This is a genomic window from Acidobacteriota bacterium, from assembly GCA_034211275.1.
In the GTDB taxonomy this organism is placed as follows: domain Bacteria; phylum Acidobacteriota; class Thermoanaerobaculia; order Multivoradales; family JAHZIX01; genus JAGQSE01.
Map to the genome: position 1 here is coordinate 1 of JAXHTF010000092.1, position 25,165 is coordinate 25,165.

Annotated in this window: 23 protein-coding genes; 6 read left to right on the forward strand and 17 right to left on the reverse strand. The window is 65.1% G+C overall.

Going from position 1 to position 25,165, the window contains the following annotated elements:
• Window positions 1-503 (reverse strand): DUF4442 domain-containing protein (locus tag SX243_14645; GenBank protein MDY7094206.1); only part of this gene is annotated, 503 nt, incomplete at its 3' end.
• 61 nt (window positions 504-564) lie between these two features.
• Entirely contained in the window at window positions 565-1,269 is a 705-nt protein-coding gene (locus tag SX243_14650) for a PilZ domain-containing protein (protein MDY7094207.1), read from the reverse strand.
• A 354-nt stretch (window positions 1,270-1,623) separates the two neighbouring features.
• Between SX243_14650 and typA the strand changes: the two genes are divergently transcribed.
• Together typA and SX243_14660 are read left to right on the forward strand one after the other, a co-directional pair.
• Window positions 1,624-3,441: a translational GTPase TypA gene (gene typA / locus SX243_14655; protein MDY7094208.1), complete on the forward strand. Its 1,818-nt coding sequence runs from the start codon at window positions 1,624-1,626 to the stop codon at window positions 3,439-3,441.
• 165 nt (window positions 3,442-3,606) lie between these two features.
• Entirely contained in the window at window positions 3,607-4,107 is a 501-nt protein-coding gene (locus tag SX243_14660; GenBank protein MDY7094209.1) for a fasciclin domain-containing protein, read from the forward strand.
• A gap of 136 nt (window positions 4,108-4,243) precedes the next feature.
• Here SX243_14660 and SX243_14665 read toward each other — a convergent pair whose 3' ends face one another.
• Window positions 4,244-5,176: a transcriptional regulator gene (locus tag SX243_14665; GenBank protein ID MDY7094210.1), complete on the reverse strand. Its 933-nt coding sequence runs from the start codon at window positions 5,174-5,176 to the stop codon at window positions 4,244-4,246.
• 236 nt (window positions 5,177-5,412) lie between these two features.
• Here SX243_14665 and SX243_14670 point away from each other — a divergent pair, with 236 nt between their 5' ends.
• Window positions 5,413-6,402, forward strand: coding sequence for a hypothetical protein (locus tag SX243_14670; GenBank protein MDY7094211.1), 990 nt, complete (start codon window positions 5,413-5,415; stop codon window positions 6,400-6,402).
• A gap of 147 nt (window positions 6,403-6,549) precedes the next feature.
• Complete coding sequence (locus tag SX243_14675; protein ID MDY7094212.1) at window positions 6,550-9,051, forward strand: ABC transporter permease; 2,502 nt, start codon at window positions 6,550-6,552, stop codon at window positions 9,049-9,051.
• Between the two features lie 45 nt (window positions 9,052-9,096).
• On the opposite strand, the gene SX243_14680 is transcribed toward SX243_14675, so the two are convergent.
• Both SX243_14680 and SX243_14685 read right to left on the reverse strand, forming a co-directional pair.
• The gene (locus tag SX243_14680; GenBank protein ID MDY7094213.1) at window positions 9,097-9,294 is read right to left on the reverse strand and encodes a hypothetical protein; all 198 of its coding nucleotides are present in this window, start codon (window positions 9,292-9,294) and stop codon (window positions 9,097-9,099) included.
• An 87-nt stretch (window positions 9,295-9,381) separates the two neighbouring features.
• Entirely contained in the window at window positions 9,382-10,086 is a 705-nt protein-coding gene (locus SX243_14685) for a ThuA domain-containing protein (protein ID MDY7094214.1), read from the reverse strand.
• A 97-nt stretch (window positions 10,087-10,183) separates the two neighbouring features.
• Between SX243_14685 and SX243_14690 the strand changes: the two genes are divergently transcribed.
• Window positions 10,184-11,239 (forward strand): hypothetical protein, encoded by a 1,056-nt coding sequence (locus tag SX243_14690; GenBank protein ID MDY7094215.1) that lies wholly within the window; start codon window positions 10,184-10,186, stop codon window positions 11,237-11,239.
• A gap of 14 nt (window positions 11,240-11,253) precedes the next feature.
• On the forward strand, window positions 11,254-12,939 hold the full coding sequence (locus SX243_14695; GenBank protein MDY7094216.1) for a S8 family serine peptidase: 1,686 nt from the start codon (window positions 11,254-11,256) through the stop codon (window positions 12,937-12,939).
• Here the strand turns inward: SX243_14695 and SX243_14700 are convergent, their stop codons facing one another.
• The 12 genes from SX243_14700 to SX243_14755 form a co-directional block, all read right to left on the reverse strand.
• On the reverse strand, window positions 12,940-14,118 hold the full coding sequence (locus tag SX243_14700) for an NAD(P)/FAD-dependent oxidoreductase (protein ID MDY7094217.1): 1,179 nt from the start codon (window positions 14,116-14,118) through the stop codon (window positions 12,940-12,942).
• A gap of 83 nt (window positions 14,119-14,201) precedes the next feature.
• Window positions 14,202-15,503, reverse strand: coding sequence for an amidohydrolase family protein (locus SX243_14705; GenBank protein ID MDY7094218.1), 1,302 nt, complete (start codon window positions 15,501-15,503; stop codon window positions 14,202-14,204).
• On the reverse strand, window positions 15,500-17,257 hold the full coding sequence (locus SX243_14710; protein ID MDY7094219.1) for a CRTAC1 family protein: 1,758 nt from the start codon (window positions 17,255-17,257) through the stop codon (window positions 15,500-15,502). The genes SX243_14705 and SX243_14710 overlap by 4 nt, the downstream gene beginning before the upstream one ends.
• Before the next feature lie 49 nt (window positions 17,258-17,306).
• On the reverse strand, window positions 17,307-18,047 hold the full coding sequence (locus SX243_14715) for an ABC transporter permease (protein MDY7094220.1): 741 nt from the start codon (window positions 18,045-18,047) through the stop codon (window positions 17,307-17,309).
• Entirely contained in the window at window positions 18,044-19,012 is a 969-nt protein-coding gene (locus tag SX243_14720; GenBank protein ID MDY7094221.1) for an ABC transporter ATP-binding protein, read from the reverse strand. The genes SX243_14715 and SX243_14720 overlap by 4 nt, the downstream gene beginning before the upstream one ends.
• A 3-nt stretch (window positions 19,013-19,015) precedes the next feature.
• Window positions 19,016-20,389, reverse strand: a complete 1,374-nt coding sequence (locus SX243_14725; protein MDY7094222.1) for an amidohydrolase family protein — start codon at window positions 20,387-20,389, stop codon at window positions 19,016-19,018.
• Window positions 20,386-21,105, reverse strand: coding sequence for a CPBP family intramembrane glutamic endopeptidase (locus tag SX243_14730; GenBank protein ID MDY7094223.1), 720 nt, complete (start codon window positions 21,103-21,105; stop codon window positions 20,386-20,388). Before SX243_14730 ends, SX243_14725 begins: the two co-directional genes overlap by 4 nt.
• Before the next feature lie 9 nt (window positions 21,106-21,114).
• The gene (locus SX243_14735) at window positions 21,115-22,107 is read right to left on the reverse strand and encodes a SagB/ThcOx family dehydrogenase (GenBank protein ID MDY7094224.1); all 993 of its coding nucleotides are present in this window, start codon (window positions 22,105-22,107) and stop codon (window positions 21,115-21,117) included.
• Complete coding sequence (locus SX243_14740) at window positions 22,107-22,835, reverse strand: hypothetical protein (GenBank protein ID MDY7094225.1); 729 nt, start codon at window positions 22,833-22,835, stop codon at window positions 22,107-22,109. Before SX243_14740 ends, SX243_14735 begins: the two co-directional genes overlap by 1 nt.
• Before the next feature lie 72 nt (window positions 22,836-22,907).
• The gene (locus SX243_14745; protein MDY7094226.1) at window positions 22,908-24,050 is read right to left on the reverse strand and encodes a TOMM precursor leader peptide-binding protein; all 1,143 of its coding nucleotides are present in this window, start codon (window positions 24,048-24,050) and stop codon (window positions 22,908-22,910) included.
• Between the two features lie 152 nt (window positions 24,051-24,202).
• Window positions 24,203-24,358 carry a hypothetical protein gene (locus SX243_14750; protein MDY7094227.1) on the reverse strand — a complete coding sequence of 52 codons (156 nt, stop codon included), beginning with the start codon at window positions 24,356-24,358 and terminating at the stop codon, window positions 24,203-24,205.
• A 26-nt stretch (window positions 24,359-24,384) separates the two neighbouring features.
• The gene (locus tag SX243_14755; GenBank protein MDY7094228.1) at window positions 24,385-25,005 is read right to left on the reverse strand and encodes a hypothetical protein; all 621 of its coding nucleotides are present in this window, start codon (window positions 25,003-25,005) and stop codon (window positions 24,385-24,387) included.
• Window positions 25,006-25,165 lie beyond the last annotated feature (160 nt).

The window sequence follows — 25,165 nt, forward strand, 5'->3', positions numbered from 1 at the left end:
GACCAGCGGAAGCGGAAACGGGCGACCTCGGTGCCGTCCGCCATGCGCCCCACCGTCTCCACGTCCACCACCGCCGCCTCGCCGGTGGCGACGGTCTCGGCGACGGCGGCGAAGATCTTCTCCCCGTCCTCGCAGGTAAAGGTCACCTTGGACACCGCCTTCTTGCCGAACTCCGCGTCCAGACCGACGATGAGCATGGCGACGGAGGCCTCCTCCCCCCGCAGGGCGAGCATCGCCAAAGCACCGGTGGAGAGCTCCGCCGCCATGGCCTGGGCGGCGAAGTACACCGAGCGAAAAGGGTTTTGCGAGCGCCAGCCGAAGGGCACGGTGGTCTCGCAGCGCTGGCGCTCCAGGCTCTTCACCCGCAGTCCGGCAAAAAAACCCAGGGGCAGCTTGGCGATGAGGAAAATACGGATCAGCAGCGGATGGCGCACCTGGCGAACCAGCTTGCGCTGGGCAGCATTGAGGGCCGGCGGTGCGCCGGCGGCAGCAGCTTCGGTCATGACGTTTTCAGGCCTCCCGCGGCGATGGTATCGCGGGGCGGGCTCCGCCGACTACCGGAGCTCAGTCGCTCGGGGTCTGGGACTCCAGATACTGCCGGAAACGATCTTCCGAGCCTGGATTGAAGCTCGCGAAGCGCACGCCGACGCCGGCCACCGCTTCTCGCCCCACCACCGTGTGACGCACCACCTCGGCACTGCCCCGCACCACCTCTCCGCCGGTGGGCAGATTGAACTCGAAATCCAGCATCGTGCCGACGGGATAGTTGACGTTGGTGCGGATGAGCATGCCGGTGGCGGAGACATTCTCCGTCTGGCACATGGTGAGGGATTGGTCCTCCGCCACCTGCACCTGCAGGCTGGCGAAGATGCGGGCGCCGATGCGCGGAGCGACGTGGAGTAGGTCCGACACTGCCTGCTGCAGATGCTCCTCGCTCTCCGACAGGGCGATGGACCGGTTGGCACCGCGGCCCAGGAACGCCTGCGCGGCCATGGTGTCGCCATCGGAAACCAGCAACAAGAGGGAGGACCTTCGAGACTTCGACTCCGGGACCCGCACCGACGCCAAATACTCCCCCAGAGACATGTCCTCCAGCGGGCTGCGCACGATGAGCAGGTCGAAGCGCACCGCGGTCACCAATTCCAGCGACGCCCGTGCCCGCGGGAAGCGATCCACCTCCACGGAAGCACGGTCGAGCATCGGCTGCAATTTGGCGAAGGTCTCGGCATCGACACCGACGACCAGGACTCTGGAGTGACTCGCGCTCATGATTCTTTCGCCGCGGCTCCCGCACCTCGTAGCTCTCAGGAGGACGGGCCGCCGGGTCAGCGACGAAACATACCACAGCCGGCGTTGCGAATTGGTGGACAGTCCGGCCTGTGCCGGCGCGGGCTTGGCACCCGCTGGACTCCGTGGTATCGTCCCGGTTGTCCGGGAGATGCCAGTCTCCCGGTTTTTTTCGTCTGGGCTCCACGCGCTGCAATCCCGCGCCGGCCCGGGCGGTACCACCATCATCCACTCAAAGCTCGCCACCACCCCGAGCATCCCCGGATGCTTCGGTCGCGGCTCCGCCTTCGGCCTGGAACCAGGCGGCGGCAGCGGCGGCGAGAAGGAACGAGACTCATGGCTCTTCAGACGCGGCAGGAAGTCCGCAACCTGGCGATCATCGCCCACGTCGACCACGGCAAGACTACCCTCGTGGACGCCATGCTCTGGCAGAGCGGCATCTTCCGGCAAAACCAGGAAGTGGCGGAGCGGGTGATGGATTCCATCGACCTGGAGCGCGAGCGCGGCATCACCATCATGGCCAAGAACACGGCCATCCGCTACGGCGACACTCTGATCAACATCGTCGACACCCCGGGCCACGCCGACTTCGGCGGCGAGGTGGAACGCACTCTCAAGATGGTGGACGGCGTGCTGCTGCTGGTGGACTCCAGCGAGGGCCCTCTGCCCCAGACCCGCTTCGTGCTGCGCAAGGCGCTGGAGGCGGGCCTGACCCCGGTGCTGGTGATCAACAAGATCGACCGCCCCGACGCCCGCGCCGCGGAGGTGCTGGACGAGGTTTACGACCTCTTCATCGACCTCGACGCCAACGAAGAGCAGCTGGACTTCCCGGTGCTCTACACCAACGCCCGGGACGGCATTTGCCGCCTCGAAGCGGAGGGCGAGGACCACAACCTCCAGCCCCTCTTCCAGACCATTCTGAAGACCGTGCCGCCGCCGTCCTACGACCCGGAAGTGCCGCTGCAATTGCAGATCCACACCCTCGACTACGACGACTACGTCGGCCGGCTGGCCATCGGGCGGGTGCACAGCGGAGAGATCAAGAAGGGCGAGACGGTGGCCCTGAGCCATCCGGAGCGCGAGCTCGAGACCTTTAAGGTCACCGGGCTCTACGGCTATTCCGGCCTGCGCCGGGTGCCGGTGGAGACCGCCGCCCCGGGGGATATCGTCGCCGTCACCGGCGCCGACGAGATCTCCATCGGCGACACCCTCACCGATCCCGAGGATCCCCGCCCTCTGCCCCCCATCCGCATCGAGGAGCCCACGCTCTCCATTACCGTCTCGGTCAACGACTCTCCCAAGGCCGGCACCGAGGGCAAGCACGTCACCTCCCGCAAGCTGCGCGAGCGGCTGCTCAAGGAGACCCTCACCAACGTCTCCATCCGGGTCGAGGACACCGCCTCACCGGACACCTTCAAGGTCTCCGGCCGCGGCGAGCTGCAGCTGGCCATCTTGGTGGAAATGATGCGCCGGGAGGACTTCGAGCTCGGCGTCGGCAAGCCGGAAATCATCACCCGCACCGTCGACGGCAAGATCCACGAGCCGATGGAAATCGCCGTGGTGGACTGCCCGGAAGACTTCGTCGGCGTGGTCACCCAGCGCTTGGGCACCCGCCGCGGACGCATGATGAAGATGGTCAACCACGGCTCCGGGCGGGTGCGCATCGAGTTCCGGGTGCCCTCCCGCGGCCTCATCGGCTTCCGCGGCGAGTTCCTCACCGACACCAAGGGCACCGGCCTGCTGCACAACCTCTTCGACGGCTGGGAACCGTGGCAGGGGGAGATCGCCCACCGCCCCACCGGCGTGCTCATCTCCGACCGCCCCGGCAAGGCCACCTCCTACGCCATTGAGAACCTCCAGCCCCGGGGCATCCTCTTCGTCGCCCCCGGCGAGGAGGTCTATGAGGGCATGATCGTCGGCGAGCACAACCGCCCCAACGATCTGGACGTCAACATCACCCGCGAGAAGAAGCTCACCAATATGCGCGCCTCCTCCGCCGACGAGCTGATCCGCCTGGTGCCCCCCACCCGGCTGAGTCTCGAGCAGTGCATGGAATTCGTCCGCGAGGATGAGCTGGTGGAGGTCACTCCCAAATCCTTCCGGCTGCGCAAGAAGATCCTGAAAGCGGTGAATCGCAAGGCCAAAAAGTCCTGAGCCCAGAGGAGCGTCCAGGTTCACGCAGCAAATTGTCCAAAAATCACCTCATCCAAATCGTTGATCTCCACGAATAGTTAGACAGAAGCAAGACAAGGCGCCCTTGCTCGACGCAATCGACTTGTTTCGGTCCAACACGATGAATCAACGATTTGGAGTTCCACTATGAAGAAGATTTTTGCCACCACTCTCGCCCTCGCCCTGTTGGTCAGCCTCGCCGCCGCTCCGGCGGCCCTCGCCGGCCATCACGAGAAGTCCAAGGACATCGTCGACACCGCCGTCGCCGCCGGTTCCTTCGACACCCTGGTGGCGGCGGTGAAAGCCGCCGGCCTGGTGGACACCCTCAAGGGTGAGGGTCCCTTCACCGTCTTCGCTCCCACCGACGAGGCCTTCGCCGCCCTCGGCCAGAGCACCCTCGACGACCTGCTCAAGCCCGAGAACAAGGACAAGCTCACCAGCATCCTCACGTACCACGTGGTCTCCGGCAAGGTGAAGGCCGCGGACGTGGTCAAGCTCGACTCCGCCAAGACCGTCAACGGCCAGAGCGTCTCCATCAAGACCGCCGACGACAAAGTGATGGTGGACAACGCTTCGGTGGTCAAGACCGACATCAAGACCAGCAATGGCGTGATCCACGTCATCGACGCGGTCATCCTGCCCAACTGAGGCTCGGCCTCAGCGAATCTGCCAGCGCCGGATCGGCTCCATGCCGGTCCGGCGCTTTCTGTAGTTGCCTGGGGAAACCGCCTCGTTTGCTGCTATGAGTCCACGGGTGTGCGGCCGATCACCTGCACCACCGAGCTCAGGCCCCACCCGTCAGGCGGTCCAGCGGCAGGATCAGCAGTCGAGCCAAGCCCTGCCGCCACCGGCACAGGCGACAGGGATCCCCAGTGGCCCCCTCGCTTTCGACCCGGGAAACGGTCCGCGGCTTGAGGCGGACGACGATTTGAATCGAGGGGGCAGAGGGCTGCGAGCCGGCGGAAGGCTCCTCACAAGCTGCCGAGCCAGGGCAGACGGGCTTGCGCTGGGCTCCGGCGGGCTGCCTTCTGCCGCCACCGGAGAGGCAGGGAGTCTCACCCCGTAGCGGGCCCTTCGTGGAGAGCGAAGTTGGAGAATCGGCGACCGCAGGGGGGCTCTCCCCCACCGGCCCCTCCACCACAGGAAGGTTAGCCTCGGCAGCGCCGACGTGGACCTCGAGGTGCAGAAGCTCCGGCACGATACCGGCCACCAGCACCGCCAGGAAGCCGCAGAGGAGAACGACCATCAGCCCTCGGCGACCTTCCCGGCCTACCGGAACCGCCTCGGTTCCCTTCTCCTCCCGATCCTCTGGCTCCTGCCCCCGGACCGCCTGAATCGCAGCCTCTGGAGCCGAATCTGCTGGCTCCGAATTCTCTGGCTGCGGCTTCTCTGGCTGCGGTCCCTCGACGGATGCGATGAACCGATAGCCGATGCGCGGCAGGGTCTCGACGTAGAGGGGATCGGTGGCGCTGTCGCCGAGGCTGCGGCGCAGCTGGCGGATACAGGAGTTGAGCCCCTGATCCACCGCCACGTGGCGATCCGTCCACAGCAGCTCCGCCAGCTCTTCGCGCTTTACCACTTCCCCCGGCCGCTGCAGCAGGACGAGCAACGCCCGGGCCGGCTGCGGCGGTAGGGGCACCCGCCGGCCCTCGCGCCGGAGCTCCAAGGAGTCCGGATCCAGCGTGAACGGATCAAAGCGGATGGGTGGCGGCTTCATCGTCGGGGAGATTGCAGCACCATGGCAGACAGCGTGGCGACGGAATGATCGGAGAAGGAGTCTCTGCTGCTTTGAGTTACGCAACTCGTCACCGTTTGTTCAGCATCTCCTCAGTCTCTCTTCAGTGTCTATTCACGGACTCTTCAGCGGTTGTCCATGGAACCCGCGGCGGCGGCTCGGAAGGATGGGGCCGTCCCCGGGGATGATTCCCGGCGACGACTTCAAGGAGCCTTTCCATGAGACGACACCTTCCCTGGATCCTGACTCTGATGCTCTGTCTGCCTCTCTTTGCCTCCGCAGCGGAGATCGATCGAGCCGCCTCTCGATCGCTGCCCGAGGTCGACCCCTCACTGCTCTTCTTCGCCCTCACCGACGGCCTCGCCGACGCCGATGGACAGCTGAGCTTCGAGTTCCTGGTAGACGGCGTCTTGATGGCGCGAGAGAACGTACAGCTGCCGGGCCATGCTCCGGCCCCGGCAACCAGCTGTAACCCGGAGCTGGACATTGCCGACACCGAAGCCACTCTGAAGGAGCTGCAGAGCCAGCCGGCACCGGCAGCGGTGGAGATCCTCGCTCGCCAGCCGAACCTTCTCGCCGCAGTTCAGCGCCATGCCGACGAAGGCTCCGCTGTCGAAGTGCGGATCGCCTTCGACGGTCAGATGTGGGAGCAGCTGTCTCTGGGAGAGCTGAGAGAACGCAGTGGGAATCTCCTCGCGGCACCGACGGAGCTACGCCGCACCGCTTCCGAGCTCTCGGAGGTGGCGGACCAGCTGCTGGCAGACGAACCAGTGGCGCTGGTCGCCGGCTACGCGCCCTCCACCTGCGAAGGGTATTGCGCCCAGGACCTACTGCAATGTCAGATCGTGTGCAATGGCAACGCGGCCTGCGAGCAGCAATGCACCGACATCTACGATGATTGCATCGCCGGCTGCGAGCCCTGCTCCGGTCCGACGGTCCGGACCTACACCGTGACTACCCTGGTGAGCCAGACCTATCTCGGCGTCACCCAATGCCTCAAGGACTTCTACCAGCCTTCTTCCAAGAGATGGTACGACTACCTCCAGATCCAGAAGAAGCACACCACGTATCGCGAGACCACCCAATGCGACGGTTCCCAATCCACCGTCGTCGTCTCGGTCTCCTACACCACCACCAACTGCTGGAACGTCGTGTCCTTCAGCAGCTGCTCGATCGATCAGGGCACGGCTCTACCGATCTGCTTCTGACCCCAACCCCTCCAGCCCCGTCGGCGTCCTCTCGGCAAGGGGGAACGCCGGCGGGATCTTTCTTCCGGCCCCCTGGAACAAAAAGTCGGCTTCTCCGTTAGGTAGGGTGAAGCCACCACGACGCTACCGATTTCCGAGGGCCCGACCGTGAACAATCTCCGCCTCGCCTTCCGCTCCCTGCTCAAGAGCCCCCTGATCACCACCGTCGCCGTCCTCTCCCTGGCGCTGGGGATCGGGGCCAACGCCGGCATCTTCTCCCTCTTCGAACAGATTCTGCTCCGCCAGCTGCCGGTGCAACAGCCGGAGCGCCTGGTCAACCTGGAGTCTCCGGGGCCCAAGTCCGGCTCCCAATCCACCAACGACTCCGGCGGCATCGAGGCGGTGTTCAGCTACCCCATGTTCCGCGACCTGCAGGCGGCGGAGAGCGTGCAGGAAGCTTTCGACGGCCTCGCCGGTCACCGCACCTTCGCCGCCAACCTGGCCTATCGCGGCGAGACCTTCTCCGCCGCCGGCGCCACCGTCTCCGGCAACTACTTTCCCGTCCTCGGCCTGCGCCCCGCCCTCGGCCGGCTGCTGGGTCCGGAGGACGATAAGGTCGCTGGCGCCCACACCGTGGCGGTGCTCAGCTACGGGGCCTGGCGGGACCGCTTCGGCTCCGACCCGCAGATCCTCGACCAAACTCTGGTGGTCAACGGTCACCCCCTCACCGTGGTGGGGGTGACTCCCGAGGGCTTCCGCGGCACCAGTATCGGTCAGGACCCGAACCTCTTCGTCCCCCTCAGCCTGCGCGAGACCGTCATCCCCGGCTGGGAAGGCTTCGAAGACCGCCGCAGCTATTGGATCTATCTCTTCGGCCGCCTCGCCCCGGGGGTCACCCTGGAAACCGCTGAAGCGGCCCTCAACGGCCCGTACCAAAGCCTCCTTCAGGAAGTCGAAGCACCGCTTCAGGAAGGGATGAGCGAAGCGACCCTCGCCCGCTTCGTGGACAAGAAGATCTTCCTCCAGCCCGGCGAAAAGGGGCAAAGCAGGCTCTATGAGGAAGCCACCGCTCCCCTGCTGCTGCTGCTCTGCGTCACCGGCTTCGTCCTCCTCATCGCCTGCGCCAACCTCGCCAACCTGCTGCTGGTGCGGGCCATCCGCCGCAGCGGCGAGATCGCCGTGCGCTTCTCCCTGGGCGCCCAGCGGCATCAGATCGTCGGGCAGCTCCTCACCGAGTCCTTCCTCCTCGCCGTCGTGGGCGCTGTTTTCGGCCTGATCGTCGCCCGTGGCACGCTCCTCCTCTTCCTCTCCATGATCCCGTCGGGCGCGGATCTGGGCATCGGCCCCCACCTGGGACCTTCGGTGTGGATCTTCCTCGCCGTGCTCACCGTGGTCACCGGCCTGGTGGGGCTCTTCCCGGCGCTCCACACCACCCGCCACGACCTGGCCACCACCCTCAAGGGCCAGGGCGGCCGCGCCGCCGCCTCGCGCACCGCCCGCCGCTTCCGGGCAGTGATGGCGACGGTGCAAATCGCTCTCTCCATGGCGCTGCTGGTCTCCGCCGGCCTCTTCGCCAGCAGCCTGCGCAACGTCAGCCGCGTGGACCTGGGCATCGACACTCCTCGGCTGGCCACCTTCGGCGTCTCTCCGGAGCTCAACGGCTACGCTCCCAACGCCTGCATCGACTTCTTTGGCCGGCTGGAAGAGGAGATCGAAGCGCTTCCCGGCGTCGACCGCGCCACCACCTCCCGGGTGCCCCTCATCGCCGGCAGCAATTGGGGCAGCAACGTTTCCGTCCAGGGCTTCGACGCCGGCCCCGACACCGACACTCACTCCCAGTTCAACCACGTCGGGCCGGGTTACTTCCGTACCCTCGGAATCCCCCTCCTCTCGGGCCGCGAGTTCGAGCTCCGGGATGATCAGGAGGCACCGCAGGTGGCGGTGGTCAACGAGGCCTTCGCCAAGAAGTTCGGCCTCGGCCGCGACGCGGTGGGCCAGCGCATGGCGCAGGGAGGCACGGACGAGCTGGACATCGAGATTGTGGGCCTGGTCGCGGACGCCAAATACAGCGAGGTCAAGGACCCGGTGCCGCCGACCTTCTTCCGTCCCTATCGGCAAAGCGAGAGTCTGGGCACGGCTTATCTCTATGTCCGCACCGAGGGAGATCCGGCGGCGCTGCTGCCGAGCCTGCGCAGCACCGTCTCCCGTCTCGACCCCAATCTGCCGGTCAACGATCTGTTGCCCATGCAGCTGCAGGTGCAGCAGAACGTCTTCGTGGACCGCCTGCTCACCACCCTCTCCACCGCTTTCGCGGTCCTCGCCACGCTGCTGGCAGCCATCGGCCTCTACGGCGTGGTGGCCTATTCCGTCGCCCAGCGCACCCGCGAATTCGGCCTGCGCATCGCCCTCGGCGCCGACGCCCGGCGGGTTCGTGGCCTGGTGCTCGGGCAGGTCGGATGGATGACCCTGGTGGGTGGCGCGTTGGGGTTGATCGCAGCGCTGGCTCTGGGCAAGCTGGCGGGCTCGCTGCTCTTCGAGCTGGAGGGCCACGACCCGGTGGTCTTGGTCCTCTCGGCGCTGGCCCTCACCGCCGTCGCCCTCGCCGCCGGCCTCCTCCCCGCCCGCCGCGCCGCGCGGGTGGATCCGATGGTAGCGCTGCGGGAGGAATAGGAAGGGCGCCAATGGGCCGGCGCGAGCAGGAGGTCCGCTCCCGCTTCAGAGCAGCCGCGAGCTCAAGCGCACCGCCCAGACCGCCAGCCCCCAGGGCACGATCACCGCCAGCACCGACAGCCCCGCGGGAAGGTCGAAGGGACCAAATTGAAAGGCCCAGCCTTCGATCACCCGCACCAGGTGGAGCCCGCCCACCAACGCGAAGAGCACGGCAGAGACCATCAGGTAGGAACGAACGCCCATCGGGGACCTCCTTTCGCGAGCCTCCTCGTCCCGGCTTCCAGCACCGGAATCGCGGCGGCACGGTAGCGTGGATTGATCAAATCCAGCTTACCCGATGGGCTCCGCAGCCCTCCGATCACCGCCGGCGCACCAGCCCACCGCGTTGGCCAGCACCCGACGAACCTGCGGATGGTGGTAGGTGGGATGGGTCTCATGCCCCGGGCGGAAGTAGAAAATCCGCCCGCGCCCCCGCCGGTAGCAGCAGCCACTGCGAAAGACCTCGCCGCCTTCGAACCAGCTGATCAACACCAGCTCCTCCGGCGGCGGCACCTCGAAGGGCTCGCCGTACATCTCCTCGTGGTCGAGGCTGAAGCCATCGCCCAGCCCGGCGGCGATGGGATGCCCCGGCTCCACCACCCACAACCGCTCCCGCTCCCCCGCCTCCCGCCATTTCAGCGTGCAACGGGTCCCCATCAGGCGCCGGAAGATCTTGGAGAAATGCGCCGAGTGCAGCACCACCAACCCCATCCCCGCGAGCACTCTCCGCTGCACCCGCTCCACCGCCTCGTCGGAAACCTCTTCATGCGCCCGATGCCCCCACCACAGCAGCACATCGGTCTCCCCTAGCGTCTCCTCGGCAAGCCCCTGCCCCGGATCATCCAACGTCGCCGTCCGCACCGCCTCATACCCATGCTCTTCGAGCCCCTCGGCGAGGGCGCCGTGGATGCCCTGGGGGTAGATGGCCTGGACGGCGGGATCCTGCTGCTCGTGGCGGCCTTCGTTCCAGACGAGGATGCGGGGTGGGTTGGGCATGCGACGAGGATAGCAAGCGGTGCCGTTCGCGCGAAGTCGCGCCTGGACCCTGGAAATTTCCCGACCGGTTCCGTCTCAATCCACGGACGGGCGCTGGATGCTCGACCTCTCAGGAAACTCAACAAGGGAGATAAGAATGGGACAGTTTACTTTGCGAGTGTACATTCACGGACTGGTTGCCCTGGTGAGAAATGATGATGGCCACCTAGATGTCGTCTTGGTAAAGGAACCTCAAACTGAAGACCACGCACAGCACAATTGCCACAAACACTACAGTTTCCTGGCTGCTCGCGCCTCAAGCGCCACAGGACACTATCTCGAGGGTGCTGACTACTCGGACAACTCATACAAAGCCGTCTGGAACCCAGTCGACGACTTTGAAGTGTCCTTTCATGCAACCGAAGACAACTCCGCCGGTGATGGCCCTGTCCGCAACTATAGCCTAGACCCGCCTCAAAACCTTGGGGCTCCGAACCCACAAGAGAACTTCCTCTCAGATACTGACTGGATCTTTCCCCTTTCGTCGATACTGCCGATTAACCCAAACTATAGGAGTCACGCAAAGAGTGCCATGATCCTCCGCGGCGGCACTCTCAAGACCCGTTCTCTCTCAACTCTCCGCCCAGCCAATCAGGTTATCGGCCCCCAGAGCCTGCTCGAGGCACCCGTCTTCACCCTGAATCTGAATGGAGCCAATCATACCCAGGCGCTGGCCGACTCAGTCGTCTGGGAAAGAACTTTTGACGGCGAACGACTCGTCGTTAGCGCCAGCCCCCTTGTAGGTGGAAATGTAGAAAGAACCATGATGCTGAAGCCATACGAAGCAAACAGCCCGTCAGATCTTTATATCGACCTATTCTACGCCAACCCACCAAGGCGCTTCAGGAAGAACCACCCCTGTTACGACCCACAAGGTGATCGCAGAGTCCAACATTTCTCTATGTACTACCCTCTTTTTGACACTTCCAGTCTTCCTCCTTCCCAACTACAGAACATTCCAGAATCTCATTCCGGAGCTCCTTCCGTTGGTGGATTCCCAAGCCTTAGCAGAACGCTGGACGGTCAGCCTCTCCCACTTGCAGAAGATATCGATGAGAGGCTTCTCAGCGGAGCCCTAGCTTCCGATAAGCAATCCTGCGTGATCGTACAGTAGGAAGGGACCGCAACATGACCAACATGCCCTACCACCTATCACTTTCGAAGAGACTCACCGAGAAGCTCGACAACGCCGACGACCAGCCAATACCGATTCGAATCTATCTCGATGAAAGCCCAGCCCTCAAACCACTCCAGGAGGCTGCGCAGAATGACCGTCAAAACCAGGACCGAAAAACAGTAGTCCGGGCAATGAAGACGCGATTCCAGGAGAGGGTCGCCTCGATAGAACCAGCACTATCTATCAAGGGGGCGATTCAAGAGAAGTGCTGGCTATCTGGATCATTAGTCATCAAGGCAACCAAAGGTCAAGTCCAAGCATGGAGGGATTCACAGAATATCCCTACTAGCTTGTCCATCGACTCCTTCGACTACAATGCAAACATGCTCCATCCAGTCCCTGAATTGGAATACGAGACAGTCGACCTCGACGACATCACCACACTTCAGAATACGCTGAGCGAGAATTACACTAGTCTCCTAGACTTCCAAAGCTGGAGGGAGCAGCTGCGACATCAGTTTGGAGGCTCCCCCGTTGCCCCGTGGCCAATCAACTTCCTGGACTGGAAGCAGGCTTCTTTGCTCCAAGCTCTCGGACCCGATCCTATCTTTCCTCAAACACATTCCTCATTATTCCTATCGCGTGGACCTCAACTTGCGCCCATTTGGTCTGGACTCAGCTCCAGCATCACCAAAACCGTCTATCACTCCCGACAACTAGTCGGCGGGAGTGCATTGTCTCTTGAGGGAGAAGGAGTTGTGGTTGCAGTCCTGGACTATGGGGTCGCTGGTCACCAAGACTTCATCGAGGAGGGGACGGGAGCATCTAGGCTACTTGCAGGGCTAGATGTCACCAACAACCAAGTCAACGCTCCGAGCGACGAGCCCCACGGAACTCTGATCGCTGGCCTGATCGGAAGCTCAGTGACGGGAGTAGCTCCAAAAGCACAAATCCTACCTATCACTATTAGCAGTTCTCCTATAGGGCTCGCTCACGCCATGGAGCATGCCCTCGAGAAGGGAGCTCACGTCATCTGCCTAGCGGACGGATGGGGCCGCTGGTCACGGAATACCGAAGCCGTTTGGTGGCGTAGAGTCTGTGAGAGCCTCTTGGCAGCTGGGGTCCTACATGCCACCGCTGCTGGGAATGAGGGAAAGAGCTCCAAGAACAATCGCCAAGTCCCCGAACAGATCACTTGCCCCGCAGACTCACCTCCTCCGATCCATCCTCTGGACCGCGGAGCGTCTTCAGCCATTGCCTGTGGCGCCTATGTACCAAGTACAGGGAAACCCGCTGAGACCAATTCGGTAGGACCTGTAGCCTGGGGCAAGCGACACTTCACGACTCCCTATGACGACTTCCCCTATCCCGAATCTGGCCTTGCAAAACCCGATCTCTTCGCCCCGGGAGCCGAGCTAGCAACCAGCGACCACGGCGAGAAGGGCCATGTTCGCTTGGGCCCGGCCAGCACTTCAGCAGCCACTGCTGTGACCGCCGGCTGCTTAGCACTCCTGGCCCAGGCAAGCCTAGGAAGAGGCAGGAAGGTTGCTCCGGAAGAAGCCTTCGAAGCTCTCAAGGCAACAGCGCAACCCTTCTCCTCAGAACATACCGCCGGCTACGCAGAGCAATGGGGCCATCGCATCCGCGTCGACCACGCCTACCGCTACGGCGCCCATCCCTCGCGGCGGTGGTGGTAGCTAGCCCCGAAGCAACCGCACAGCCCCATAGGCCACCCGCAGGCTGCTGTTCCGCAAAGCACGAGCAAGAGGATTGCGCCAGTGGATCAACTCCGCCATGTTGCGGGAGAGGTTTTGGGCGCGGGTGCCGCGGCGGAGCATGGTTTGTTGATAGACGGCGAGGGGATGGAGGGGCTCGCCGTTGGTGGAGGTTGTCGGGGGGTCGGCTTCGTCGGGCTCGGAGGTGAGGGTTTCTGCGAGATCCACGGCGTCCTCCAGGGCGAGATTTGCGCCGAGGCCGCGGTAGGGGGTCATGGGATGGGCCGCATCACCTAGGAGGGTGATGCGGCCGTGTTCCCAGGGGCTCAGCGGGGAGCGGTCGAAGACCGGGCGGATCTTGAAACTCTCCAGTGGGGTCGAGGCGATGAGCTCGCGGATCGGTTCCGGCCACGCCTCGTCCTCGGCCAGCTCCGAAGCATCCCGCCGGAGCTCCGCGGGCTCGGTCAGACGCTGCTCCAGGGTTCCCTGCTCCACCGCCCGCCCGACGCTCCAGCGAATTCTGCCCTCCTGGGAAAAGAGGGTGGCATAGAACGAGGCCTGACGGCCCAGGAGGAGGAGCTTGCCGCCATCGAAGAACCCGGAGTCCAGCGCGTCCTGGGCCTCCTTCCCCACCGCCTCACCACCGACGATGGTGACCCCGACATAGTGCAACGGGTCACCCCGGAGCTGGTCCCGCACCGCCGAGCGCACGCCGTCGCTGCCGATGAGCAGGTCGCCGCGCTCCTCCGAACCGTCGTCGAATTGGACCACCACCTCGTCGTCCTCTTGCCGGTACCCCACACACCGCCGATCCCACTCCACCCGATCCGCACCGGCGGCCTCGAGGAGGAGCTCCCGCAGCTCCGGGCGGCCTACCGAGTAGGAATCCTGCGACGGGAAGTGGAAGAGCTTGCGGGCTCGCAGATCCACGATGTCGAGGCCGGGGCACGGTGCCCCGGCGGATCGGACGGCATCCCCCAGCCCAATGCGATCCAGAGCGGAAAGACCGCCGTCCAGGTTCACCGCGAAACCCTGAGCGCGGCCACTGCGGCTGTCGTCCCGCTCGAAGATCCGCGGTGTCATCCCCTGGCGCCGCAGGGCCGCTCCACAGGCCAGGCCACCCAGGCCGGCGCCGACGATCAGGACTCGAGCATCGAGCACTTCGGCATCCAACACTTGGGTACCAACTGGTGGAAATCCCCGATCAACACTTGGGTCCCCCCTTCCGTGAAGCCCTCAAAGCGCTAATCCAGCATCGCTTCCACGTACCCCAACGTCTTCTCCCGATCGACCCGATGCCCCCGCTTGAACACCTCCCGAATCTCCAGCGTGGAGGCGATGTCTCGGGTGGGGTCGGTGTTCAGGAGCAGGAGATCGGCTTGGGCGCCGGGGGCGATGCGGCCCAGGTCCTCGCGCTGGAGGAGGCGAGCGGCTTGGGAGGTGGCGCTCTGGAGAACGGTGAGGGGGTCGAGGCCTGCCGAGGCAAGGGCCGCCAGCTCGTGATGCAAGCTGAAGCCGGGGATGACGCCGGTGCCCGGGGCACCGCTGCCGGCGACCAGGGGGACATTGGCGCCGGCGAGACGCCGGGTGAGATCGTCGAGAGCTCGGCGGCCGGGGCGCCCGTTGGTGGTGGCCGGGTCTTGGCGCAGGTAGGGGCGGAGGTTGTCGAGGGCCGCGCTCTTGCCGAAGAGGCCCCCCATCTGCTGGAGGTATTTGTGGTACGGCAGGATGGTGGTCATGAGCTCCAGATGAGGATCCTCCCGGGCCGCCTCCAAATCGCCTTCCCGGTGATGGGCGAAGAGAGTGGGACAGACGAAGGTCCCGCCGCCGAGGGCCGTCAGAAGCTCCTCCTCCGCCGGGGAGCCCGGCTCGAGATTCGACGTTTCCAGCCCCAAGGATTTGACGAGGGCCTCCAAGCGCTCCAGGCTCCGGACCCCCAGCTCGCAGGCCGTCACCGCCGAGGTGCGCCCCGGCTGACAGGCAACCTGCAGGTCGTGCTCCCCCGCCGCTTGCACCAAAGCCTCCAGCAGCTCCGGCGACAGATTGGGCTCGGCCTTGACGAAATCGATGCCTTCGAGGGCCAGCAGCTCGATCTCCCGGGGAATCTGCTCTGGCGCGTCGACAATGCGGCTGAAGGTCCAGGTGAGGGGCGGCACGTCGAGCACCGGGCCACAGCTGAGGACCTCGGTGCTGTGGAACTTCTCTCCCCAGCGGCGGAGATAGTCGATGGTCTCCAAGCTGTTGCCCACGTCCCGCACGGTGGTGACGCCGTTGTAGATAAGGAGACGGAGGAAAGATTTCACCGGCTGGAACGGTGCACCGGCGGGGGATCCCTCGGCGTAGCCCTCCAGGTGCACGTGGCAGTCGATGAGGCCGGGCATGAGGAAGGGGACGTGCAGGACTTCCTCCTCCGACGGCACCTCCGCCGCAGAGGCCGTGCCACGGGGCAGAACCTCGGTGATGCGCTCTCCCTCGAGCGCCACCAGGGCACCGTCCACCATCCCCTCGCCATCGAAGAGCCCGTCGCAGCGAATCCACGTCGTCATGAGTCACCTCCCGCGGAGCCCGACACCGGCCGTCCTGCTCCGCGCTGCAATTCTTGGTAGCGCCCCGCCTCGACGGCAAAGATCTCTCCCGTACCGTCCACCCAGGTCACCTGCGCTTCCTCGGGCACCGCTCCATCTCCCAGACCGAAGAGCAGTCGGGGATCGCTGGCAGAGAGGTAACTGCCGTCGGTGCGCACCCGGCGTAGGGCAGTGCTTCCGTCGATGAAGCGGACCTCCACCTGGGCGCCCAGAGCATCCCGGCCACCGGTCTCCACCAGCCGGAGCCCGACCCAAGAGCCCTTCTCGGAGGCTTGGTTGAGCAGCAGCCGCACCGGACCGTCGTTGTTGGTGATCAGCGCGTCCGCATCACCGTCGTTGTCCAGATCCCCCACCGCCAGGCCTCGGCTCACCTCCCGCTCCTGGAGGCCACCGCCGGCACGCCGGGAGACTTCCCGAAACCGGCCGTCGCCCCGGTTCTCGAAGAGTTGGTTGGGCATGGCCAGGGGCCGCTCGGCGTAGAGAGTGGTCAGATCCGGCACCCGCTCGACGCCGCCGTTGACCTGCATCAGGTCGAGATCGCCGTCGAGGTCGTAGTCCAGGGCCGCGGCGCCAAAGCCGGTGAGCTTCCAGGTGATCTCGGTGAGGTCCGCCGCCGCCGTGGCGTCGTCGTAGAGGCCGGGGCCGAGGCGCCGGTAGAGGGTGGCGGTCTCCAGGGCCAGATGGGTGATGAAGAAGTCCTCGGCACCGTCGCCGTCGAAGTCCCCCGCCGCCAGCCCCATGCTCGCCTCCGGCTGGCCGTCCCGGTTCACCGCCGCCCCAGCCGGCACCGCCGTCTCCTCGAAGGTGCCGTCGCCGCGGTTGCGCCACAGGAAGTTGGGCTCGCCGTCGTTGGCGACGAAGAGGTCTAGCCAGCCGTCGTCATCGGCGTCCAGCGCCAGACTCCCCAACCCCGCTCCGGGGCGGCCGATGCCGGCGGCAGCGGTGACCTCTTCGAAGGTGCCGTCGCCGCGGTTGTGAAAGAGGCGGTCGGGGGCAGAGGGGAATTCCGTCGGCCGGCAATAGTCCGGGCGGCCGGAGATGTCGACGCAGGGCGGATCGCTCTCCGGCGAGTAGACCAGATAGTCCACCACGTAGAGATCGAGCCAGCCGTCCCGGTCGTAGTCGAAGAAGCTGGCGGCAGTGCTCCAGCGGGTCGTCTCGACAGCGTCCGCCGCGGCATCCGCTGTGGAGACTGCCGGGGCGAGCTCGAAGCCACCGTCACCGCGGTTGCGCCACAGCTGGTTGGAGCCGTAGAAGGTGAGATAGAGGTCCGGCCAGCCATCGTTGTCCACGTCCCCCACCGTCGCCCCCATGGCATGGCCCCGAGCGTCCAGGCCGGAGACTTGAGTCACGTCGGTGAAGTGCAGCTCCCCGGACTCCATGAGCTCGTTGCGGAAGAGACTCGCGCCCATGGCTTTCTCCTGGGCGGAGCTGCCTCTGGAACTCCCACTAGAGCCGTCCTCGAAGGACGCGCCCTGGAGCAGCAGCACGTCCAGGTCGCCGTCCCGGTCGTAGTCCAGGAGCGCCGCGCCGGAGCCCATGATCTCCGCCAGCAGCAGATCGCCGCCAGCACCGTTGCGGTAAACGAAGTCCAGGCCCACCTCCTGCGCCACCTCCACGAAGAGCCCCGGCCCATCCGAGGGCTCCGCTTCCGACGAAGCGCTGCCGCCGCCACAGCCGACGGATCCGGACAGCACTGTCAGGGCGATGCTCATGGCTCCCAGCGATCTCACGCGTCTCGTGGCCCCACGTTTCCCGAGGCTCTCAAGGTTCCCAACGAAACGTGTAGCGCGAGAGCACCCCGCAGACCACCGCGATGGCCAGCAGGATGTAGATGGAATAGCGCTGATCCCCCAGCGGATCGCCCACCCACACCACCGTCAGCAGGTCCACCAGGTGGCTGAGGGGAATCCAATCCGTTGCCTCTTTGAGCCACGGCGGGAACTGCCGCCGGGGGATGGCGGCACCGGAGAAGAAGAGCATGAGGAAGAAGATCACGCTGCCCACCGCTTGGGTGGTGCGAGCGCTGGGGCAAGCGCCGACCACGGCGAAGCCGAGGGTGAACAGAGCCAGGCAGCCGATGACTCCGATGGTCACCAGCAGCAGCAGATTGCCGCCGAAAGTAATGTCGAAGATCAGCTCCGCCACCAGCGCCAGCACCGTGGTCACCACTGCCAGCAGCATCACCTGCACCACCAGGTGGCTGCCGAGGACGCGCCCCAATCCCATGGGGCTCGCCTTGTAGCGCTTGAGCACCCCCTGCTCCCGATTCTCGGACAGGGCGATGGGCAGTCCCATGAGGCCGAAGTAGGCAATGACCATGGCGATGAGGGCGGGAACGTAGACGTCGATGACCCGGAAGCCCGGCATCGCCGGCTGGTCACCGAAGAGGGTGCCGAAGAGGGCCAGGGGGATGAACGGGAAGACGAGGGTGAAGAAGACCGCGATGGGCTCGCGCAGGAAGAGCTTGAGCTCGATGACGATGAGATGGAAGATCGCGTTCATGCCGCCGCCTCTCCTTTCCGGGAAGCGCCGGGCCCCTCCGGGTCCTGCCCCTCCATTGCGTAATCACGGCCGGTGAGGATGAGGTAGAGATCCTCGAGGTTGGCGGGGCGGGTGCGCAGGTCCTCGGCGCCGCGCTGCTCCAGCAGCCGGCTGGCCTCCTGGGCGAAGCCGTTGCCGCCGCCGAAGAGGAGCACCCGATTGTCCGCCACCTCCACCCGCTCGACCCCGGGGTGGTTGCGCAGCTCGTCCTGTTGCACCTCCGCCGCGGCGGGCAGACGGCCGGCGACCCGGGTCCCCAGGTGATAGGTGTTCAACAATTCCGTCGGCGAGCCCTCGGCGACGATGCGGCCGTGGTCGATGATGCACACCACGTCGCAGCGGTCCTCCGCCTCCACCAGGTCGTGGGTGGTGAGGAGCACCGTCAAGCCCTCTTGCTGATAGCGCTCGAGGGCGGCCCAAAACTCCTGGCGGGAGCGTGGATCGAGGCCGCTGGTGGGCTCGTCGAGGATCAGCAGCTCCGGCCGCCCCACCAGCGCCACGGCGGTGAGGAGCTTGCGCTTCTGCCCACCGGAAAGCTTGCTGTAGAAGGTGCGAGCCTTGTCGTCGAGGCCGAACTCCTCCAGCAGCTGCGCCGTCGGCAGGGGATTGGGGTAGAAACTGCCGAAGAGGTCGAGGGCCTCGGCGCAGCGGATGCGGGTGTACATGCTGTTTTCCTGCAGCTGCACGCCGCAGCGCCGGAAGATCTTCTGCTGGCTCTCCTGGGGATCCATCCCCAGCACCTGCACGGTACCGCTGTCGGGCTTGCGCAGGCCTTCCAGACACTCGATGGTGGTGGTCTTGCCGGCTCCGTTGGGTCCGACCAGGCCGAAAGTGGTGCCGGCGGCGACCTCGAAACTCAGGCCCGCCACCGCCTCCACGGCTCCATAGCGTTTGCGTAGCTCGCTCACTGCAACGACTTGATCCACGACTCAGCTCCCATCCTTGAAAGTAGAAAGAAAATCCTCCAGCACGGCTTCCCGGTCCACCGCCTCGCCCCCCTGGAGGAGCAGCTGGATACTCATCGTCTCGGTGATGTCGGCGGTGGGGTCGCCGTCGAGGAGGAGGAGGTCCGCCCGGGCACCGGGGCGCACCGAACCGAGGTCCGGCTGACGCAACAGCTCCGCCGCCGACGAGGTGGCGAGGCGCAGAGCCTCGACGGGCTCCAGGCCGCCCTCGACCAGCAGCTCCAGCTCCTGGTGCAGGCTGAAGCCGGGCACCACCGAGGGGTTGGGGGTGTCGGTGCCGGCGGCGATCTTGACCCCGGCGCGGTAGAGCAGGGCCACGATGCGGCGCAGATTCTCCAGACCCTGCTCGATCTGCCGGCGCTCCCGGCGGCTGGGCTTGGGCACCGGCAGGTAGCGGTTCATGAAGCGCCGCCCGATCATCATGCCCAGGGTGCCCTGCATGCGTTTGAAGTATTTGTGGTAGGGCATGACCCCGACCATGTAGTCGAGGTAGGGCTCCTCCACCATCGCCTCCAGGCTCGACCAGCGGTGGGAGACGATGAGGGTCGGACATAGGAAAGTGCCCTTCTCCAAGAGCAGCTCCACCAGCGACGCCACCGCCTCCGAATCCAGGTCCACCCGGCTCCACAGCCGCGAGCGCCCCTGGGCACCGCCGAATTCCTCGGGGTCGAGCTCCGGGAACGAGCGCGGATCGAAGAGGTTGGCGGCGTGCTCCAGGCTGCGCACCCCGATCTCCGCCGCCTGCCGAGCGGTCACCGCGCCGACGTCGGCGGCCACGTCCATGTCTCGCTCACCGGCCTCGTCGACGATGGCCCGCAGCTCGTCGTAGCCGATGTTGCGGTAGCTCTTGATCCAATCCATACCCTCGGCGTGGAGCAGCGAGACCTGCCGCCTTCCCGCCTCCGGGTCGGTGACAATGCGCGAGAAGGGCCACACCAGCGGCGGCACGTCGAGGAGCGGGCCGGTGCCGAAGACCCGCGGACTGGCCCTTCCACCGTTCTCCTGCTGGTGGCGACGCCGCGCGAACCGGATGGCCTCGATGGAATTGCCCGTATCCCGCACCGTCGTGATGCCGTTGAGGGTGAGCAGCCGCAGGCTGTTCTCCATCGGCTGGAAGGGTGCCCGCCGGGGATCGCTCTCGCTGTAGCCGGCGAGGTGCAGATGACAGTCGATGAGGCCGGGGATCAAGCAGGCGCAGCGGTGCGTTGCGCGGCCGTTGACGTCCCCCTCCCCCACCGCCTCGACGGCGCGCACCGTGTCTCCCTCGACGGTGACCAGGCTGGGGCCGTGGACCTCCTGGCCGTCGAAGAGGCGGTCGCAATGGACGGCCAGGCTCATCGCTGCATCCTCAGCCACACCAGGACCTCGAAAGCGTAGTGGGAGGCGAAGGAGGCCAGCAGGCTGCCGGTGGCGAGGAAGAGCAGCGCCCAGACGGCGCCGGCGAAGCTCTTGAGCAGCACGTTGCGCAGACCGAAGTAGTAGTGATTGAGGCCGAAGGAGAGGGACGAGAGCACCACCACCCAGACCACCGCCAGGCCGAAGCGCTGATCCAGATAAGTCATCAGATAGCCACGCCAGAGGAATTCCTCCGCCGCCACCACGAAGACGGAGAGCGCCAGGGTCCAGGCCCGGGAAACTCCCTGCCCTTCCTCGGCGAAGCTCTCCGACGCGCCCTCCAGCAGGCGATTGAGCCCGCCTCGACCCTTGGTGAGACCTTGAGTCAGGCGTTGAGACAGCCGCCCGACCCACAGCTCGTTGTAGAAGAGCAGCACCCCCACCACCGCTCCCCCCACCAGGCTCGCGGCCACCGCCGAGGCTGAGCCCAGCCCGGCGAGCTGCGGAGCCTGGAGCCCCACCGCCGCCAGCTGGTCGCCCCGCCACACCGGCACCAGGCAGAAGGCCAGGGGCAGCAAGAGCAGCAGGGGGTAGAGGACGAAGCCCGCGCGGTCGATGACGGCGGCATCCCGGCCGGTGGCGTAGACCACCATGTACAGGCTACCGAAGCCCAGCCCCAAGACCAGCGGGAAGCAGACGATGAGCAGGAAGCCGATCATCGCCGGCCCCTACTCCTCGGAAGAATTCGCCGTGGAGCCCGCCGGGTGGCCGTTGCGCTCCGGCGGAGCGGGCTCGTAGCTCTTGCGGCCGATGCCCATGAGGAGACTGACGAACTCGTTCCGCCCGTCGATCTGTAGCAGGTCGTGAACGTCGTCGTCCACGTAGCCGGCGACCATGCACGAGCGCAGCCGCAGGGCGTTGGAGACCAGGTGCAGCGTCTGAGCCAAGATCCCCGCATCCGCATGCACGAAGCGGTAGGCCCGGCGGCCGTACTTCCAATACACCTTGTCCATGCAGCTGGTGAGGAAGAGGACGATGCTCGCCGCGTCCAGCCAATCCTGTTTGATGCAGGCTCGCACCACCTTGCGGCGCAGGTTGCCCTGATCCAGGAGCTCCACCGTGTGGCGGTCGGGGTTGTAGTGGTACAGCCCCTGCTCCAGCCCCTCCACCGCGTTGGCGGTGAAATAGATCTCCGGCGATTGCAGGCCGCCCATGGTGGGCACGTAGCGGTTGGAGAATCCCTTGACGTTGTAGGCCAGCATGCGCGAGCGCACGCCGTAGCTGTAGTGCAGCAGGCTGGCGAGCTCTTGAAGGGACATGGGGCCCTTGGAGAAGTCCCGCCGCGAGGCCCGCTTGGTAATCACCTCACCGAGGGAGAAGTCGACGGGCAGCAGATCCTTGGGCAGCTCGATCTGAGGCCGCTCCGGATAATGCTTCACCGTCGGCTTGGCGGTGTAGGCGGTGATGTTCTGGAGCACCGAGAAATCGTCGTTCTCCAGATCCACCTTGAGGAATTCGTGCACCACCGAGACATCGTTCAGCGGCACCCGCTGACCTTCCGGGCCGGTCTTGGCTTTGCGCACCAGGCGCGCCACCATGGCCGACTCCTCGGGGCTCAAATCGCTCAGCACCGCTGCCAGCTCGGGGGTGATCTCCGGTCCTCTGGCCTTCTTTTGGGCGTCCAGAGGGGCGCCCTTCTCTACCGTTACCGGAACCGCCATCACGCGCCTCCCTTCAATCCGATCATGACGAGAGCGGAGCGCTCCACGCCGTCGTTGTACAAAATGCGATCCACCTGGTGGTCATAGAAGTTGGGGGCCACCAGCAGCCGGCAACCGGCGTGGACCGCCTCCTGCTCCAGCCGGCAGATCAGCCGGCCGCCGTCGAGCAGGGTGTGGCGATAGCCCCGGGGCCCGTAGAGCAACATGTAGCGCCACGGGCAGGCCACCAGGATGAGAAAGGTCTTGATCCCCGCCAGCTGCTGCGGATGAACATCCGGAATCGAGGATTTGAGCCCCTGCACCTGGTTCTCGGTGAGCACCCGTTCCACCCACAGGAATTCCGAGCGAGGCAGGGTGCGGTAGAGGTGATCTCCCTGCAGCACCAGCAGGTCGATGGCGTAGAGCAGCTCCGAAGTCTGCTGCCCCAGGGCCACCGTCGCCAACAGCTCCGCCGGTCCCGGCGGCAGGTCGAGATGGCGGATGCGGCAGAGTTGCTCCTTCTCGGGCTTGATCTCCTCGTCTTTGATCTTGTAGGCCGTGTCGAAGAACCAATCCCGGACCTCCGCCAGCTTGCGCTGGTCCGGCGGCACTTGCACGGTGCTGTGGGGGCTGAGCTTGGAGTTCTCGTGAAAGAGCTCGGCGACGTTGACCTGCCGCGAGGCGAAGCGCTGCATGAAGTCGGAGATGGGTTTTTTCTCCAGCTCCACGCTGCTGGCGGAGGGGATCAACCCTTCCTCCAAAAGTTTTCGCTCGCTGCTCGACCAAACGGTATCGACTGGGTTTGTCATCGATTCGCCCCCTTACATGAAGAGGTTGCGGTAGCCGGGGCGGTTGGGGCCGCAGGCCGGGCACCGGGGAAGCCGCAGGACTTCCTCGAAGTCGATGGACAGGCGCTCGAAGTCGACGCGGTTGGTGCGCCCCACCAGGAAGGAGCGTCCCGAGAGCAGGAAGCGCAAGATTCCCATGGCGGCGATGCCGCTGGCGGTGCTGAGATATGGCGGCAGAACGAATTGAGAGCTATTCACCTCGTGACCGTTGAGGGACTCCTTGAACACCAGGTAGTCGTCCTTCATCGATCCCAGAGTCGCCTCCTGCTGAATCTCGAACTCGTTGTAGCAACAGCTCTCGCCGGGCACGTAAATGGGCCCCACCATGGCCTCGCTGCCGTCGATGTAGACCGAGGCCCAAGGCTTCTCCGCCTCGATGGCGACGCTGTTGACCCGATGCAGGGTGGACGGAGAGAAGACCTCCAGGCAGACCACCACGAAGTCACAGCGGCGCAGCAAATCATCCAGCGCCTTCTCGTCGGTGAAGTCCGCGTCCAGTCCTTCGTAGGTACCGAAGCCCAAGGCGTCCAGATGCTGGCCCAGAACCTCGGTGTAGGCGGTGCCTTCCTCCAGGGCCCCGGGCAGCAGGTCGAAGTAGCGCTTCTCCAGCTCCGGTTTCTGGACCTTGCGGTCGTCCAGGGCGATGAGGGTACCGACCCCCATCTGGCTCAGCTGACAGGCGATGCGCGAGCCCAAGTAGCCCACCCCCACCAGGCCGACGGTACGCTCCGCCAGCGGTGAATCTTGGCCGAAGACCGAACGCAAATAGACCCGCGTCACATCCTCTTGGGCACCGATGAGCACGCCCTCACCGCGCAGGTACTCCACCAGGTTGGCGCTGTCCTCGAGCTCGTTCTCCTTCAAGACACCCTGCTGATGCAGCTCCGACAGGCTCGCCGGCGAGTGCACGTTGCGCAGGATTCTTCCCAACAGCTTGGTGCGCCCTTCGTCCCGCACGTTCTTGGTGAATTTAGAGCGGGAGCCGTGCTTGACCACCACCTCGTCGTCGCCGCAGTGGACGATGGTGACGTAGGGGTTGCGCACTACCGCCTGGGCCAGGGCATTCCCGTGGGAACCGTTGACCGACTTGTTCTCTTCTGCCTCACGTTGCGCCATCCTGCCTCCTCCGTGATCTCCTCGATCCCTCGATCGAATAAACAATGCTCATGAAAGTCCCCAGGGAAAATGCCGGTAAAAAATGGATCTCATCCAGGGAAGGAGGCGAAGCCCTCCGAAGAGAGCTCCGCCCCCATTGATTCAGAGCTCGATCAGAGCTCCTGGTCGTCCGAGTCGGCCATCACGTTGGAAACGTGACAGTGACACCAGCTATGGCAGCAGCAGCAGCAGCACCATCCGCCGGGGGCGACCACGACTCCGGGGGAGTCGTATTTCTCAGCGACGTTGATTTTCGTCTTGAGTTTCACAATTCACCTCCTTGGTTGTACGCCGCTCAACTGACCGGCAGATAGATGTCCGTCTGGAGCTCATCTATCGTGCAAGTCTGTGGAATCGTCTCCGCCTCGGCGAACACCTGGTAGGGCGAGCCGTTGACCGACAGAGCGTTCCGGTCGGCGTAGTCGTAGAGGTCCTTGTACAGGGCCGAAGGATCACTGACGCCTACCGGCTTCGTGACCTTCACCAGCGTACGGGCCGGACGGTCCTTGACCCCCGACGTTCCGAGCTGGTATTGAGACGCTGCGGTCTGGGCCATATCGGTGGCCACTGACCCGTTGTCTTGGACGGGGATCTGAACCTCGATCAGCCGGTCCGCATTGTCTTTGGTCGGCTGTTCAAGATAGACAAAGACCCCCCAATTGCCTGCGGGTGCCAGGCCGAGGTCATTCCTCAGCTGAACCAGGCCGTCGAAGGCCCGGACCGCGTCTGAGTAGGAACCCCGGACCACGGTGTAGAGCACCGTGTCACCCTGGGTGTTGACCATCTTGGGGTTGAGCGCCTGAGCGGCCTCAGCGCGGGTCATCTCCTGGTTGGCACTGACGCCGTCGACGACGGCGAGGCCTACCACGAGAGCCAGCGCGATGAGGAGCACACTCAGCGTTTTCTTGTTTCTCATTCTTTTCTCCTTTGAGAAATAACTAGAGCGTAACTAGAACACTTGATCGTTCTAATCGGGGGCGGTTCCTCCTTTCCGGCTCCGTCGAGATGGGTAATGGAACCAACCGCGGTCCGGCGGTCAGGGAGCCGCGACCGACCTCGCCGACTCGCAAAGAGAC